This is a genomic window from Rahnella inusitata, assembly GCF_965118895.1.
GTDB classification, from domain to species: domain Bacteria; phylum Pseudomonadota; class Gammaproteobacteria; order Enterobacterales; family Enterobacteriaceae; genus Rahnella; species Rahnella inusitata_A.
Window position 1 is genome coordinate 136,946 of record NZ_CBCPJJ010000010.1, and the last position, 16,216, is coordinate 153,161.

The 16,216-nt window shown below is 49.2% G+C and carries 10 protein-coding genes and 1 pseudogene; 5 read left to right on the plus strand and 6 right to left on the minus strand.

The window, feature by feature from the left end:
* Positions 1 to 94: 94 nt before the first annotated feature.
* Both ACMHLI_RS11880 and ACMHLI_RS11885 read right to left on the minus strand, forming a co-directional pair.
* Complete coding sequence (locus ACMHLI_RS11880; protein WP_413529649.1) at positions 95 to 1,471, minus strand: LTA synthase family protein; 1,377 nt, start codon at positions 1,469 to 1,471, stop codon at positions 95 to 97.
* Positions 1,416 to 1,901: a hypothetical protein gene (locus ACMHLI_RS11885; RefSeq protein WP_413529650.1), complete on the minus strand. Its 486-nt coding sequence runs from the start codon at positions 1,899 to 1,901 to the stop codon at positions 1,416 to 1,418. The genes ACMHLI_RS11880 and ACMHLI_RS11885 overlap by 56 nt, the downstream gene beginning before the upstream one ends.
* Positions 1,902 to 2,443: 542 nt before the next feature.
* Here ACMHLI_RS11885 and ACMHLI_RS11890 point away from each other — a divergent pair.
* From ACMHLI_RS11890 to ACMHLI_RS11905, 4 genes are all read left to right on the plus strand, one after another.
* The gene (locus tag ACMHLI_RS11890; protein ID WP_413529651.1) at positions 2,444 to 3,517 is read left to right on the plus strand and encodes a sugar ABC transporter substrate-binding protein; all 1,074 of its coding nucleotides are present in this window, start codon (positions 2,444 to 2,446) and stop codon (positions 3,515 to 3,517) included.
* Between the two features lie 181 nt (positions 3,518 to 3,698).
* On the plus strand, positions 3,699 to 5,066 hold the full coding sequence (locus tag ACMHLI_RS11895) for a glycoside-pentoside-hexuronide family transporter (RefSeq protein WP_413529652.1): 1,368 nt from the start codon (positions 3,699 to 3,701) through the stop codon (positions 5,064 to 5,066).
* Between the two features lie 37 nt (positions 5,067 to 5,103).
* Entirely contained in the window at positions 5,104 to 7,428 is a 2,325-nt protein-coding gene (yicI, locus tag ACMHLI_RS11900; protein ID WP_413529653.1) for an alpha-xylosidase, read from the plus strand.
* A 359-nt stretch (positions 7,429 to 7,787) separates the two neighbouring features.
* Complete coding sequence (locus ACMHLI_RS11905) at positions 7,788 to 9,212, plus strand: DUF1996 domain-containing protein (RefSeq protein ID WP_413529654.1); 1,425 nt, start codon at positions 7,788 to 7,790, stop codon at positions 9,210 to 9,212.
* A 52-nt stretch (positions 9,213 to 9,264) separates the two neighbouring features.
* Here the strand turns inward: ACMHLI_RS11905 and xylR are convergent, their stop codons facing one another.
* The 4 genes and pseudogenes from xylR to xylF form a co-directional block, all read right to left on the minus strand.
* Entirely contained in the window at positions 9,265 to 10,452 is a 1,188-nt protein-coding gene (gene xylR / locus ACMHLI_RS11910; RefSeq protein ID WP_413529655.1) for a D-xylose utilization transcriptional activator XylR, read from the minus strand.
* Between the two features lie 182 nt (positions 10,453 to 10,634).
* Positions 10,635 to 11,834, minus strand: coding sequence for a xylose ABC transporter permease XylH (gene xylH, locus ACMHLI_RS11915; protein WP_413529656.1), 1,200 nt, complete (start codon positions 11,832 to 11,834; stop codon positions 10,635 to 10,637).
* Positions 11,827 to 13,368: pseudogene (locus ACMHLI_RS11920) on the minus strand (xylose ABC transporter ATP-binding protein). The gene xylH and the pseudogene ACMHLI_RS11920 overlap by 8 nt, the downstream one beginning before the upstream one ends.
* Positions 13,369 to 13,433: 65 nt before the next feature.
* Entirely contained in the window at positions 13,434 to 14,426 is a 993-nt protein-coding gene (gene xylF, locus ACMHLI_RS11925) for a D-xylose ABC transporter substrate-binding protein (RefSeq protein WP_413529657.1), read from the minus strand.
* A gap of 380 nt (positions 14,427 to 14,806) precedes the next feature.
* Between xylF and xylA the strand changes: the two genes are divergently transcribed.
* Complete coding sequence (gene xylA / locus ACMHLI_RS11930) at positions 14,807 to 16,126, plus strand: xylose isomerase (RefSeq protein WP_413529658.1); 1,320 nt, start codon at positions 14,807 to 14,809, stop codon at positions 16,124 to 16,126.
* The last annotated feature ends 90 nt before the right edge of the window (positions 16,127 to 16,216 follow it).

Sequence of the window (16,216 nt, forward strand, 5' to 3'; positions counted from 1 at the left end):
TAACTTTATTGAACTACCTAGGCTAATTAGTCCTAAACAAATCGTTAATACGTGCTGATAATTATGAGCCTGGTATTAAACAGGCTCACTCTCATTATTCGAAAATGGAAAGAGAATAAAGCCAACCAGGCACTTTATCTGTCATCTCTGAATAACTAAGATTAAGGTTCTTGTCACAACTGTTTCTAAAAACATAACTAAATGTAACTAAACCCGAATGGATTAAGTTTTTATCTATTATGCCTGTCAAACAGAAAAATGGTTGCCCAGAAGCTTCATTGATTACATTATCAACAGCTTCTTTGTTTGGTGATTTTATTAAAACTGGAACATCACCATACTGAACAGGGCTGACATTACGAACAAATGAAAAATCTTCATCTTTCTTTCCTGTCTTATCAAATATAACAACGGGCAGAATGCCATTCTCGAAAAAAAATCTATTAAGACCTGGTTTATGATCGCCATATATCACGAAAACTGTATCAGGGGATATTTTTTCAACTTTCTTGACAAATTCACTAATTCTTTGCATAGCTTGAGTTAACTCGTAATGATAACGCCCCTCACCGAAGTCATTGTCGTAACCATAGGGACCATGGGTCGACATTGAAACTAAATGCATGAAGACGTTCTTGTTAGCGTTATTTTGTAATTCCTTTAGAGCCGTATCATATAGAAGAATATCATCTGGTTGCCATTGCCATGGTTTTTTATTTTTCAAAATATCATCTGGTGCAGTACCCATACTATCAATGCCTAAAAATTTATCAAAACCAAATTTCTTGTTAATGACATTTCTACGCCAAAATGTTTTATCATTATTGTGGGCAGCAAATGTTTCGTATCCTTTAGACCTTAACGCACTGGCTAATGTATGCGAATGAGGATTTATTAATTCTGAGTACTCCATATAAATAATACCTGAAAGAGTTTTACCTGCACTAGGTAAACCAGTGAGCATCTCAAATTCAGAGTTTGCTGTTCCCCCACCATAAACAGGAGAAATGGCTCTCAACTCTCTAAACCCTTGTGTAAGTAAAGGTGAAGCTGAATCTTTAAAATGATTACTATCATACCAACACGACTCACATAAAATATAAATTATATTTTGATGCGGAATCTGAGTATTCAAAACTGAATTTTTATTTGTAATTTCTTCTTTATGATAAAAATCCCCCTCATCGCTCGTTGCTTTATTAACAGTTTTTCTTACGCTTGTTTGTATCAAGTGAATAGGTAACCCATGTTCTCTAAAATTTTGAGGAAGATCCCATGAGTTATAAACAATCCCTACATTTCTTGCAGCTTGATTAATTTCTTTTAAAAAATAGTTATTATTCTCAATTGATAGTATATAGGGCGTCAGTGCAAAGACACTGGAGATAAAAAAACCACAGACTACTATTGAATAATTAAGAAACCTTGTTTTTATCTGACTGCTTATTTTGAATGTAATAAAAGAAACCAATATAATAACAAAAAAATAAAAAAAACAGGAGTGACTTATTAGCATATTTTATTGCCAGCAAAATATTATCAGTAGCTGTTAAATCTGTCCAAGACAAAGGCTCTCCTGTAATAGCCATTTTGGTGTTGTTAACAGAGCTCAATGAAATAAATAACATTGCAGTTAAAATAAGCGCAGGCAAAAACGGAATGCGGAGAATCCTGAGAAATAAATAAATTGAAAACACAGGTGTCATTGTCCATAAAAACAAACCTAATCGTTTTTCATTATCACCAAAAAGATAAATCTCCTGAGGCACTTGTAACGTTTTTATGTATATAAAAATGAGAATCAACAATGAAACAAAATCAATTATTAATGAGTAGTAACTCAATTGTTCAAATACTTTCCCATTTTTTTTATTACAAAACAATTCGGCTATTTTGGCCATTCCTTTACACTCTCTGAGGATGATTAAAAGTAAATATTATTGCACTAACACTTTCCGAAAGTCGACATGATCGCAGAAGATGTATTTTTTTTCAATTCACTTTAGTTAACTAACTAAACCTGACCCTTTGCAAACATCACGCCTAATAGACACCAAAATCCGAAAATCCAAACATCTCATACATAATGATTGCTTAGTGTCATTAGCTTTTGGTGGACTACCATCAATTCATTCCAATAAAAGCGTTAAAGGTAAGTTAAACCACTATCCCTATAAGGAAATAGGAATTCTGGCATTGTGCTCGTCATGAACTCAAAAGCTAAGCCCATCTATAACTAACAGGAATAACGCCGGGCAGAAATATAATATCTACAAGGCATTCCCTCCTTCTTAACATACCGGTAGACTGCTTCGACAGAATAGCCGTCTGGACAGACAGACTTCTGTACATCCTCACTCTGGAATGCCTTATTGCATACCGAAATGACACCAGATGTTTTCCCTGCATCAAGCAAACATCGCACCGACGGAGTTGTTAAATAATGAAAAAAATATCCGCATCCCTGCTGGCACTCAGCCTGTTCTCCGCCCTTCCGGCGTTTGCCGCTGATACCACGCCAGCGCCTGTTCCGGCAGCGATTGCTCAACATAACGGTCCGGTGCGCATCGCCATTGTGCGTAACCTTGGCTCGGACGATAACACGACCCAGTTTCTCGCTGGTGCGATCAAACAGGGTCGCGCGCTTGGCTTTAAGGTCGATACGTTTCTGAGTAATGGCGACGATGCGAAATTCCAGGATTTCGTCAATCAGGCCATCAGCCAGAAATACGACGGCATCATTCTGTCGCAGGGTCGCGGCCCGTACTCTGAAGCGCTGGTTAAACGCATCGCCGCAGCGGGTATCGCGGTTTCCGCATTTGATACTGAAGTGCCGGAAAATATTCCGGGCGTGACGGTGACACGTCAGGACGACGCATCGCTGGCGAAAGCCTCGGTCGGGCAGTTAGTCAAAGATTTCAACGGTAAAGCCAATATCGTCAAGCTGTGGGTAGCCGGTTTCCCACCGATGGAGCGCCGTCAGAAAACGTACGAAGCCATCCTCAAAGAGAATCCGGGCATTCATCAGCTGGAATCTATCGGCGCGGTATCTTCTGACGTGCAGGGCGATACGGCCAACAAAGTGGGGGCTATCTTAGCGAAATACCCAAAGGGTCAGATCGACGCGATCTGGGGCGCATGGGATGCCTTCAGTCAGGGAGCGTATAAAGCGCTCAAAGAGAATGGCCGTACTGAAATCAAACTCTACAGCATCGACGTATCGAATCAGGATCTGCAACTGATGCGTGAAAAAGGCAGCCCGTGGCAGATGACTGCGGCAGTGGATACCCAGTTGATCGGTGCAGTCAACCTGCGCCTCGTGGCGCTGAAAATTGCCGGTGAGAAAACGCCTGCCACCTACGAGTTCCCGGCGCAGACCATTTCACAGTCTCTGTTACTCAGCCAGCCTGACAGCGTCAACGTGACCGGATTGAGCAAAATTATTCCAGGCTGGGGCAAATCTGAAGATTTTACCGCCCCTTGGTTTGCCACACTGGAAGCGAAGTACAAAAAATAATTTCCTGAGCCTCCCGGAGACGGGAGGTTTTTTCACCACTTTCCCCGCTCAACTTTCCGCCTTTTGCCCCCTGCGATCACAGAAATAAAGAAACATAAATTCAGAAGGAAAAATCTCAATAGCCCTTGTCCCCGCCAACCGTTAAAAAAGTACTCTCCCTTTTCATATGGACAATGAAGCAATGAGTACAGAAATCCTTTCAGTCAAGGAAAAGATTGGTTACGGATTAGGCGACGCCGCCAGTCATATCATTTTTGATAATGTCATGTTGTACATGATGTTTTTCTACACCGATATTTTCGGCATCCCGGCCGGCTACGTTGGCACTATGTTCCTGCTGGCGCGCGCGCTGGACGCTATCTCTGACCCGTGCATGGGATTACTCGCTGACCGGACCCGGACCCGCTGGGGTAAATTCCGTCCTTACGTGTTGTTTGGCGCCATTCCATTCGGCATTGTCTGCGTATTCACCTACACCACGCCCGAACTGAGCATGACCGGCAAAATGATTTACGCCGCCATCACCTATACGCTGCTGACCCTGATGTATACCGTGGTTAACATCCCGTACTGCGCCCTCGGCGGGGTGATCACTAACAACCCGGAACAGCGGATCTCCCTGCAATCCTACCGCTTCGTGCTGGCCACTGCGGGCGGCATGCTGAGTACTGTGCTGATGATGCCGCTGGTCAACTTGATTGGTAAAGGTAATCAGGCGCTTGGCTATCAGGGCGGGATCGCCGTGTTGGCGATTGTCGCGGCGGTGATGTCGGCGATTTGCTTTGCCACCACCAAAGAACGTATCGATCCATGCAAACCGACCGGTACGATGCGCGAAGACTTGCGTGATATCTGGCATAACGACCAGTGGCGCATCGTCGGCCTGCTGACCATTCTCAATATCATGGCTGTCGCCGTTCGCGGCGGCGCAATGATGTATTACGTCACCTATATTCTGGGCAATCCGGTGCTGTTCGCCTGGTTCCTTGGTGTTTACTCCGTCGGCAACTTGCTCGGCAGCGCGCTGGCAAAACCGCTGACCGACTGGAAATGCAAAGTCAGCGTCTTCTGGTGGACCAATGCCATTCTGGCCGCCCTCAGCCTGTGCATGTTCTTCCTGCCGGTGAATGGCAGCGTGCTGATGTTCATCTTTATCTTTGTTATCGGGGTCCTGCATCAGCTCGTCACCCCTATTCAATGGGTGATGATGTCCGACACCGTCGATTACGGCGAATGGAATGATGGTAAACGCCTGACCGGCATCAGCTTCGCGGGCACCCTGTTCGTGCTGAAACTGGGTCTGGCTCTGGCTGGCGCAATGATCGGCTGGATGCTGGCCGGTTCCGGCTATCAGTCCGGTGCGGCCACACAAAACGCTGCCACCATGACCAGCATTGTCGCGCTGTTCACGCTGGTTCCGGCGGTCTGCTACCTGCTGAGCGCCATCATCTGTAAACGCTATTACATTCTGCGCACCCCGCTGCTGCGCCGCATTATTGACGAAGTCGCGCAGGGCATCCGCCGCAATCAACAAGATTTTATGAAATAAATTTCATCAGGATGACGTTTAAAAGGAGGGTTACACCTTGAAAATTAGTGATGGTAACTGGTTGATCCAGGAAGGTCTGACACTCACTCACCCGTTACAGGTGTTTGAAGTGCAGAGATCTGGGAACGAGATGGTGATTTATGCCGCGCCGAAAGATGCCTCGGAACGCGCCAGTCAGCTGGATTCCCCGCTGTTTACACTGCGTTTCTTCTCGCCGCAGACCGGCGTAATCGGCGTGCGCATTACGCACTTTGACGGTGAAATGGACAAAGGTCCGCACTATCCGTTGATCCAGTCTGATACGCATGAACTGCACTTTGAAGACAACGATGACTTTGCAACATTACACAGCGGCGATTTGTCGGTGCGCGTCACCAAAGGCAACAACTGGACGCTGGATTTCCTGCGCAATGGCCGCCGTATTACTGGCAGCGTAGCGAAATCTAACGGTTACGTGCAGGACGGCAACAGCCAGAAAACCTACATGATGGAGCGGCTGGATCTGGGCGTCGGCGAAACCGTATATGGCCTCGGCGAACGTTTCACTGCGCTGGTCAAAAATGGCCAGACCGTCGAAACCTGGAACCGCGATGGCGGCACCAGCACCGAACAATCTTACAAAAATATTCCGTTCTACCTGACTAACCGTGGCTACGGCGTGCTGGTGAATCATCCGGAATGTGTGTCTTTTGAGGTCGGCTCTGAAAAAGTCTCTAAAGTTCAGTTCAGCGTCGAAGGCGAATACCTCGAGTATTTCGTCATTGATGGCCCGACGCCGAAAAAAGTCCTCGACCGTTATACCCGCCTGACCGGCCGTCCTGCGCTACCGCCCGCCTGGTCATTCGGTCTGTGGCTCACCACCTCGTTCACCACTAACTACGACGAAGCGACGGTTAACAGCTTCATTGACGGCATGGCCGAGCGTCAGTTGCCGCTGCACGTTTTCCACTTCGACTGCTTCTGGATGAAAGCCTTCCAGTGGTGTGATTTCGAATGGGATCCGGCCACCTTCCCGGATCCAAAAGGCATGTTGCAACGTCTGAAAGCGCGTGGCCTGAAAATCTGCGTATGGATTAACCCTTACATTGGCCAGAAATCACCGCTGTTCCACGAAGGCAAAGAGAAAGGCTATCTGCTGAAACGTCCTGATGGCCGCGTCTGGCAGTGGGACAAATGGCAGGCAGGTATGGGCATTGTCGATTTCACCAACCCTGAGGCCAGCGCGTGGTATGCCGGGCATCTGAAACGTCTGGTAGATATGGGGGTCGATTGCTTTAAAACCGACTTCGGCGAGCGTATTCCGACTGACGTAGTCTGGCACGACGGCTGTGATCCGCAGAAAATGCACAACCATTATGCGTTTGTGTATAACAAACTGGTGTATGAAACGTTGCAGGATAAACTCGGCGCATCCGAAGCCGTTCTGTTTGCACGTTCCGCCTCAGTAGGCGCTCAGCAATTCCCGGTACACTGGGGCGGCGACTGCTACGCCACCTACGAATCCATGGCGGAAAGCCTGCGCGGTGGTTTGTCTATCGGCCTGTCTGGCTTTGGCTTCTGGAGCCACGACATCGGAGGTTTCGAAAACACCGCACCAGCGCACATTTACAAACGCTGGTGCGCTTTCGGGCTGCTCTCAAGCCACAGCCGCCTGCACGGCAGCAAATCCTATCGTGTGCCATGGGTCTACGACGACGAAGCCTGCGACGTGGTACGTCAGTTCACACAGCTTAAATGCCGCCTGATGCCGTACCTTTATCCTGCATCCGCGCAGGCCGCCAGCCAGGGCACACCGGTAATGCGCGCCATGATGCTGGAGTTCCCTGAAGATCCGGCATGTGATTATCTGGACCGCCAGTACATGCTCGGTGACGATGTACTGGTTGCGCCGGTATTCAGTGAAGAAGGAGATGTTGATTTCTATCTGCCGCAGGGCCGCTGGACGCATCTGCTGAACAATGATGTCGCAGAAGGTTCGCGCTGGCACCGTCAGCAGCATGGCTTCGACAGCCTGCCACTGTATGTTCGCCCGAATACGCTGCTGGCGCTGGGCAGTAACGATCAGAAGCCGGATTACGACTACAGTGAGCGTCCGCAATTCCATCTGTTCGAGCTGGAAGACGGTGCGATTGCCGAAAGTCAGATTACCGATCTGCAAGGCAATGTGGTCTTTACCCTGAACGTTCATCGCAGCGGTAACATGCTGACGCTGACCAGCGAAGGTAAAGCAACTGACTGGACGCTGTGCCTGCGTAACATTCACAATGTGGCGCATTGCGATATGGCTACTGCATCGGCAAGTGAGCAAGGGATGGTGATCACACCGGAATATGGTCATAAACCGTTCATCATCACGTTATAAAATGTAGTTTTTTATCAATAGTCGTACCCCGCCCCGGTGTTTATTAAGCATCGGGGCTTTTTTTTGCCTGCGCTTCAGTACGGCTTTCCCGCCTGTTATCACCATAAAATAACTCACAATCATTAATTGAGATGAATTTGAGTATCTCTCAGGATGTTTATCAAATAATAATTATTGCCCATGAGAAATATTAAATGACCTCACCCAACCTGAAATCCATTTTGACGCCCTGCCCTCTACCACAGGACGATGAAATGTTTCATTGTTGGGACAGAAAATTAATATTGAGTGGTGATTGGCGTTTACTTCACACATACATTCGCGACGTTTCCTATAAGATTATCGGAAGGATATTCAGCATGAAATATACCTTGTGTTCGTTAGCCCTGTTAACTGGCTCCCTCGCGCTGTCGCCTCATGCAGCACTGGCTGCCGATGCGCAAATTAACGTTGACTGTAGTTTCAGCCACATGAAACCAGACGATGCCATTTTAATGCCGGGAATGCCTGGCATGGCAATGTCCCATGATTTTGTCGGCAACCGTTCAACAGATGCGTACTCCACAGCGGAAAGTCTGCTGCTCAATTCAGGAACGACCTGTAATAACGCAGCAGACAGTACAGGCTATTGGGTACCCACCATGAAATTGCCCGATGGCACCATCGTGCACCCGTCATACATCAAGAACTACTATCAGGCCAACAACGTCTTGCAGTATCCGATCACCGCGTATCCGCACGGTTTGCAACTCCTGGCGGGAGATCACAAAGGTACCAAGCCTAACCCACATGTCAGTTTCCTGTGTGCTAACGGCAATGGATATACCAATACTGCCGATCAAATTTGCGGCCTGCGCTCTGCGGGTGACGCCGTGCAATTAAATATCGGCGTGATGTTCCCTGACTGCTGGGATGGCGTAAATCTGAAGGCCAAAGGCACCAATAACGCGGTCTATAGCGATAGCAACGGTCAGTGTCCGGCAGATCATCCGGTCAAACTGGCAAAACTGAATATGAACATCGCCTACGTGCTGCCACAAATCACGTCTCTGGATGTCAGTAAAATTAAGCTTTCGCTTGATCCTAAAATGATCGACGGCAATCTGACCACGCTGTGGGGAAGTATTTATACCGCACACGGTGATTTCATGAATGCATGGACTGACGATGCCACGAAATTCATGGCTGACCGCTGCATGAATTACTCAATGGACTGTGGCACAAATATCCCATACAGCTATTCAGATGCCGAAGCCGACACCTATGTCAGCAACCAGACTGACAGTGATAAAAACTTTGGTGGCGTGCCGACATTACTGGTTCAGGATAACTGGAATTCTCCGGGGCGTGATCAAAATAAACAAATGCTGGCCTTAATGAAATTTAAGATCCCAGCATTGCCAACAAATATTGACGATTATCCTGGCGTAAGCTTTAAATATAAAATTCGTGTCTACGATGGTAATACTACAGACAACGCGGCGGTTTCTATTTTCTTCTATCCAACCGATCCAAATTCATGGGATGAAAATACCGTCACCTGGAATAATAAACCGGCATTTAACTACACCGCTGATGGCAGTATATATATGGATAATGTCCAGCAGTTCCGTTATGTCGATGTAGATAAAGCCGTTCGTGCCGCGTTAGCCGCAGGGAAGACCGAAGTCGCCTATTATATCGGCGGGGAACGAAACGGTCGCACCATTACCGTGAATTCGAAAGAAAGCGGGAAAACACCAACGCTGATGCTGATTGGTTATCAGCAAGTCGTAGAACCTTAACCGGTTGCCCTGCTCAACGTTGAGCAGGGCATTTTCTTCGTTACAGTAGCCCTTAACTGTCCTGATACACTCCTTCGCCATGAAGGCTGCGATATTCCTTCGGCGTCATTTCGTAACCTTTTCTGAATACCGAATAAAAATATTGCAGTGAAGGATAGCCGCACATCTGCGAGATTTCGTTGATCGAAATTGACGTCGCCGCCAGCAGATTACGTGCACGATCGAGTTTTTCTTCGTGGATCACACCGTGAATGGTTTGCCCGGTTTCATCCTTAAAACGCTTCTCGAGATTAGAGCGCGACATGCCAATGGCATCCAGCACCTGTTCCACCTTGATACCTTTACAAGCGTGGTAGCGGATATAATGCATCGCCTGAATGACCGCCGGATCCCGCAATGAGCGGAAATCGGTAGAACGGCGCTCCACCACTTTCACCGGCGGCACTAAAATACGCTGCAATGGCAAATCGCGCTGATCGAGCAACTGATGCAGTAGTTTCGCTGCCCGGCAGCCCATCTGACGCGTCCCCTGCACCACAGAAGATAACGCCACGCGTGAGAGGTAACGCGTCAGTTCTTCGTTATCAATGCCGATCACGCTGAGCTTTTCCGGCACCGGAATATTGAGATGCTCGCAGACCTGCAATAAGTGACGGGCGCGGGCGTCGGTCACCGCAATAATCCCGGTTTGCTGCGGCAGAGTTTGCACCCAGTCGGCCAGCCGGTTTTGCGCGTGCTGCCAGTTTTCCGGCGCCGTTTCCATCCCCTGATACACCACGCCCTGATACTGCTCAGAAGCCACCAGCGTTCTGAACGCGTGTTCACGCTCCTGCGCCCAGCGCTTGCCGCCGGTATCGGGTAAACCATAAAAGGCGAAACGATTAATGCCCTTTTCTTTCAAGTGCATAAACGCCGCTTCTACCAGCGCAACGTTATCAGTGGCGATGTAATGCACGGGCGGATAGTCTTCTTCACGATGATATGACCCGCCCACGCCGACAATCGGCACCTTGAGGTCTTCGAGCAGCCTTTCAATTTCGCGATCGTCAAAATCGGCAATAACGCCGTCGCCCAGCCAGTCTTTGATGTTATCAATGCGACAACGAAAATCCTCTTCAATGAAGATATCCCAGTCGCTTTGTGAGGCCTGCAAATATTCGCCCACACCTTCCACCACCTGCCGGTCGTAGACTTTATTGGCGTTAAAGAGCAGCGTAATCCTGTAGCGTTTTTCAAACATACCTGTTTCTCACCGATGATCACATTGACAAAAGCCTTGCCCCACCGCACGGGGGGAACAAGGCTAAGTGTGATGCTCAATAACATGACAGCGGAGATTCTTAAGGTCTGGCGTTGTGATTATGTGAGGTGCCACAAGTTTTCCAGATCCCACGCTTGAAAATTCCGCTGTTCCTGCTGCTTTTATGCCCGGCGCTTGGTGGCAGAATCCATCCACACCGCCAGTAGCAGAATTGCGCCTTTCACGATGTACTGCCAAAAAGTCGGTACATCCAGCATACTCATGCCGTTGTCGAGCGAGGCCATGATAAATGCCCCCATCACCGCACCAGCCACACTGCCGACACCGCCTGCCAGACTGGTGCCACCAATGACACATGCGGCAATCGCATCCAGCTCGGCAATGTTACCGGCTGAAGGAGAACCGGCCCCCAGACGTGAACTGAGAATAAGACCGGCAATCGCCACCATCAGTCCGTTAATGGCAAACACCGCCAGCTTACTGCGTTCGACGTTTACACCCGACAGGCGCGCCGCTTCAATGTTGCCGCCAATCGCGTAAATACGACGACCAAACGACGTGCGGGACGCCATAAACATCCCGCCCAACATCAGCGCAACCAGAATCAACACCGGCGTCGGGACGCCCCGGTAATCGTTGAGCAGATAAATCGCGCCCAGCGCCACAATAGCGGTCAGCGCCTGACGGGTTACGTCCGTTTTCGCGGCGGCAACTGGCAGCCCGAGCGCGCTGCGCTGTTTGCGTCTGCGCCATTGCCAGCCGATAAATGCCGCCAGCGCCACCGCACCAATACCAAATCCGAAAGAATCAGGCAGATAGCTCTGGCCAATTAACGACATCGCAGGAGATGTCGGTGACACCGTAGTGCCGCTGGTGATGCCGATGAGGATCCCGCGAAAAGCCAGCATCCCTGCCAGCGTCACGATAAATGACGGTACTTTGCGATACGCTACCCACCAGCCGTTCCACGCGCCGAGCAATAATCCCAGTATCAGCGTTACCGCGATAGTCAGCGGCAGCGGCCAGCCAAGCCAGACATCAAAAATTGCCGCTACGCCGCCCAGTAACCCCATCATGGAGCCCACGGACAAATCGATTTCCGCTGAAATGATCACGAACACCATGCCGACGGCCAGAATGCCGGTGATCGCCGTCTGGCGCAGCAGGTTAGAAATATTACGTGCGCTGATGTACGCACCCTCGGTCGTCAGGCTGAAGAAAACGATAATTACCGCAATCGCCGCCAGCATAACGAAGACCTGAAGGTTAATGTTTTTTAGCTTTTGCAGAGAAAATGCGGCAACCGGTTTGCCTGCATTGGCGGAGTTAGGGGTGGTTTCTGGTTGGGTAAATTTAGACATATGATTCACTCCTTAATGCGGCTTCCATGACCTGTTCCTGGCTCAAATTGTTGTTCTCAAGACAAGCTTTAACCTGCCCGAGATGCATTACTACCACACGGTCGCTGAGCCCCAACACCTCGGGTAGCTCAGAGGAAATGACGATGATAGCCATTCCCTGAGCAGCCAACTGGCCAATCAGTTTGTAGATTTCATGCTTCGCCCCGACGTCAATTCCGCGCGTGGGCTCATCGAGGATCAGGATTTTTGGCTTAAGCAACAGACAACGCGCCAGAATAGCCTTCTGCTGATTACCGCCGCTCAGACGACCAATCGCCAGTTCAGAGGAAGATGTTTTAATTTTCAGCTGTTTCACTGATTCGCTGATGGTGAATTGCTCCTGCGCCTCACGCAGAATCCCGCCGTGGCTAAACTGACTGAGTGCGGCCAGCGTAATGTTGCTGCCTACCGCCATGACCGGCACGATGCCGTCACGCTTGCGATCTTCAGGCACCATCGCCAGCCCACGACGCATCGCATCACGACAGTCGGTTATCTGCACTTTGTGGCCTTCCAGCCAGACGTCCCCTGACCAGCGTCCGGGATAGACACCGAACAGGCATTCCATCATTTCCGTTCGTCCCGCCCCTACCAGCCCAGCCACGCCCAGCACCTCACCCTGCCGCAGTGTAAAACCGGCGTTATCTACCCGTTTGATGTGTCGGTTCACCGGATGCCAAGCGGTCAGGTTCTCGACGCGTAAAATCTAAGCGCCAATCTGCCGGTCGCGGGGCGGAAACAGTTCCGTTAATTCGCGCCCGACCATCATCGAAATGATCTCCTTCTCTGACGTGCCAGCCGCGTTGCAGGTGGCAATGTGCCTTCCATCGCGGATGACGCAAAGTTTGTCAGAAATGGCTTTTACTTCAGTCAGTTTGTGGGAGATATAAATACAGGCAATGTCGTGATGACGCAGATCGCGGATAATATCCAGCAGAACGGCGGTTTCGCTTTCGGTCAGTGAGGCGGTGGGTTCATCGAGTACAAGAAGTCGCACCTGCTTATTGAGCGCTTTGGCAATCTCCACCAACTGACGCTGCCCCAGGCCTAAATCGCCGACCAGCGTATGCGGGTCAATATCCAGTTTTACCTGCGCCAGCATGCGCTGGCAGCGCAGATACATTTTGTCGGTATCGAGCAGGCCGTAACTGCCCCATTCGTTGCCGAGAAACATGTTTTCCAGCACGCTCAGTTGTTTCACCAGCGCCAGTTCCTGATGAATTATAGCGATGCCTTTTTGTTCGGTATCACGGATCCCTTTAGCACTCAGTCTTTCACCGGAAAAATAAATCTCGCCTTCGAAGTTGCCCTGCGGATAAATACCGCACAACACTTTCATAAGCGTCGATTTACCTGACCCATTTTCACCACACAGCGATAAAACTTCTCCGGCATTGAGCGTAATACTAATATTGTCGACCGCTTTCACCGCGCCGAATTTTTTAGTGATATTACGCATTTCCAGCAGCGCTGATTTTTCAAATTGCTCTGGCATATTCTGCACCCTGATAAAAACAACACTCTACTGGAGAGTGTTGTTTTCATAGAAATATTGAAAAATTAAAGATCTGTTTTTTTATGGAAGCCGTCGGCCACTACCGTGCTTTCAATATTATTTTTATCCACTGGGATAGGTGTTAATAAAAATGAAGGCACTTCTTTTTTACCGTTATTTAGAGTGGCATTAGATTTAGGCGTTTCGCCCTTACCGAGCTGCACAGCAATTTCAGCCGCATCATTGGCCAGTTTAGTGATCGGCTTATACACCGTCATAGTTTGCGTACCCGCTTCGATACGTTTGATGGCCGCCAGATCAGCGTCCTGACCGGAAATCGCTACTTTGCCCGCCAGACCCTGTGCGGATAACGCCTGAACTGCGCCTCCTGCCGTCGCATCATTAGAGGCCACCACGGCGTCGATCTTGTTGTTGTTAGCGGTCAGCGCATTCTCCATGATCTTCAGCGCATTTTCCGGCAGCCAGCCATCGGCCCACTGATCGCCAACAACTTTGATTTTCCCTTCTTTGATAAGCGGATTTAAGACCTTCATCTGCCCGGCGCGGAACAGCTTGGCGTTGTTATCAACCGGAGATCCCCCCATCAGGAAGTAATTGCCCTGCGGCACGCGCTCCACCAGGCTTTGCGCCTGCAGTTCACCCACTTTCTCATTGTCAAAGGAGATGTAGAAATCGATATCGGCGTTGTTGATCATACGATCATAAGCCAGCACTTTGATGCCTTCACGCTTGGCTTCTGCGATAACGTTGCTCAGCACTTCGCCGTTGTAGGGAATAATCACCAACACATCGACGCCGCGGTTGATCATATTTTCGATCTGCGCCATCTGGGTTTCTTCATTGCCGTTGGCTGATTGCACGAAAACATCCGCGCCCAACGTTTTCGCTTTAGCCACAAAGATATCGCGGTCTTTTTGCCACCGTTCTAAACGTAAGTCATCAATCGCCATACCTATTTTGATTTCTTTCGCCACACCTGCCTGGCTGAACAATATCAACGCAGCGCAGGCAGAAAGAATCATTTTATTCATTTTCATTTTTCAGACCTTTTATAAGAATAAGAAGAGGCAGATACAGAGAACCGTACAGAAATGACACAGGGATTGTTGTCGCTGGATAATTAATCGGCAATTGCAGATTTTAATCACCTCGTTATGATTTTTTGTTTATTTCCGGAAATTTGATGGGGATCATGGTTTGATTGTAATTCAACAAGGGTTAGTAATTTTATTATCGAGACATCACGAAAAATGAAGAGAAAAGCAAGATGAACTGGGTTAATTTTGCGATCTACTGCACATTTAATAATTCTATTAAATTGAGTGTGAAATAACGTAATTGTTAGAACAACAGACAACTCCGAAGATAGGGCCTCAGCCTCCCAGTCCCGCTGGGCCCGTTTTCAAGGAGTTTTTCAATGCACGCATATTTCGACAAGCTGGATGCAGTTCGCTACGAAGGTGCTAACAGCACAAACCCGCTGGCATTTCGTCACTACAATCCTGAAGAAGTGATCCTCGGCAAAACCATGGCTGAGCATCTGCGTTTCGCCGCCTGTTACTGGCACACTTTCTGCTGGAACGGCAACGACATGTTTGGCCCTGGTGCGTTTGTCCGCCCATGGCAGCAGCCGGGTAACGAACTGGAGCTGGCAAAAGCCAAAGCCGACGTGGCTTTCGAATTCTTCAAAAAACTGAACGTGCCTTACTACTGCTTCCATGACGTTGATGTATCGCCGGAAGGCGCGTCACTGAAAGAATACGTCAACAATCTGGCCGTGATGACTGATGTACTGGCGCAAAAGCAGGAAGCGACCGGCGTTAAACTCTTGTGGGGCACGGCGAACTGCTTCTCAAATCCACGCTTTGGTGCTGGCGCAGCAACCAACCCAAATCCTGAAATCTACAGCTGGGCAGCAACGCAAGTGGTGAATGCGATGAACGCCACCAAAAAACTGGGCGGCGAGAACTACGTCCTGTGGGGCGGTCGCGAAGGCTACGAGACTCTGCTGAACACCGATCTGCGTCAGGAACGCGAGCAGCTGGGTCGCTTCATGCAAATGGTGGTCGAGCATAAACACAAAATCGGTTTCCAGGGCACCCTGCTTATCGAACCAAAACCGCAGGAACCGACTAAGCATCAGTACGATTATGACGTGGCGACCGTATACGGATTCCTCAAACAATTCGGGCTGGAAAAAGAGATCAAAGTGAACATCGAGGCGAACCATGCCACGCTTGCCGGCCACTCATTCCATCATGAAATCGCCAACGCCATTGCTCTGGGCATCTTCGGCTCTGTCGATGCCAACCGTGGCGACCCGCAGTGCGGCTGGGATACCGATCAGTTCCCGAACAGCGTGGAAGAAAATGCGCTGGTAATGTATGAAATCATCAAAGCGGGTGGTTTCACCACCGGCGGTCTGAACTTTGACTCTAAAGTACGTCGTCAGAGCACTGACAAATATGACCTGTTCTACGGCCATATCGGCGGGATGGATACCATGGCGTTGGCGCTAAAAGTGGCTGCACGTATGATCGAAAGCCGTGAACTGGACAAGCATGTTGCGCAGCGTTACGCGGGCTGGAATACCGAGCTGGGCCAGCAGATCCTGCAGGGTAAAATGTCTCTGGAATCTCTGAGCGCGATGGCGCAGCAAAATGAGATCAACCCTCAGCATCAGAGCGGCCAGCAGGAACGTTTAGAAAATCTGGTCAATCGCTATCTGTTTGGTTAAAACATCGTTGTGATTTGCGCCCTGTCCGCCTCTGGTTTGCAGGGCGTTGTTTCTGTAAGACTTCAGGAATGGGTTTTCACCTTACTCAAA

Coding starts and splice junctions, on each gene's coding strand:
- ACMHLI_RS11885 (WP_413529650.1), bottom strand. CDS start 1,901: ATGGCCAAAATAGCCGAATTGTTTTGTAATAAAAAAAATGGGAAAGTA.
- ACMHLI_RS11890 (WP_413529651.1), top strand. CDS start 2,444: ATGAAAAAAATATCCGCATCCCTGCTGGCACTCAGCCTGTTCTCCGCC.
- ACMHLI_RS11895 (WP_413529652.1), top strand. CDS start 3,699: ATGAGTACAGAAATCCTTTCAGTCAAGGAAAAGATTGGTTACGGATTA.
- ACMHLI_RS11905 (WP_413529654.1), top strand. CDS start 7,788: ATGAAATATACCTTGTGTTCGTTAGCCCTGTTAACTGGCTCCCTCGCG.
- xylR (WP_413529655.1), bottom strand. CDS start 10,452: ATGTTTGAAAAACGCTACAGGATTACGCTGCTCTTTAACGCCAATAAA.
- xylH (WP_413529656.1), bottom strand. CDS start 11,834: ATGTCTAAATTTACCCAACCAGAAACCACCCCTAACTCCGCCAATGCA.
- xylF (WP_413529657.1), bottom strand. CDS start 14,426: ATGAAAATGAATAAAATGATTCTTTCTGCCTGCGCTGCGTTGATATTG.
- xylA (WP_413529658.1), top strand. CDS start 14,807: ATGCACGCATATTTCGACAAGCTGGATGCAGTTCGCTACGAAGGTGCT.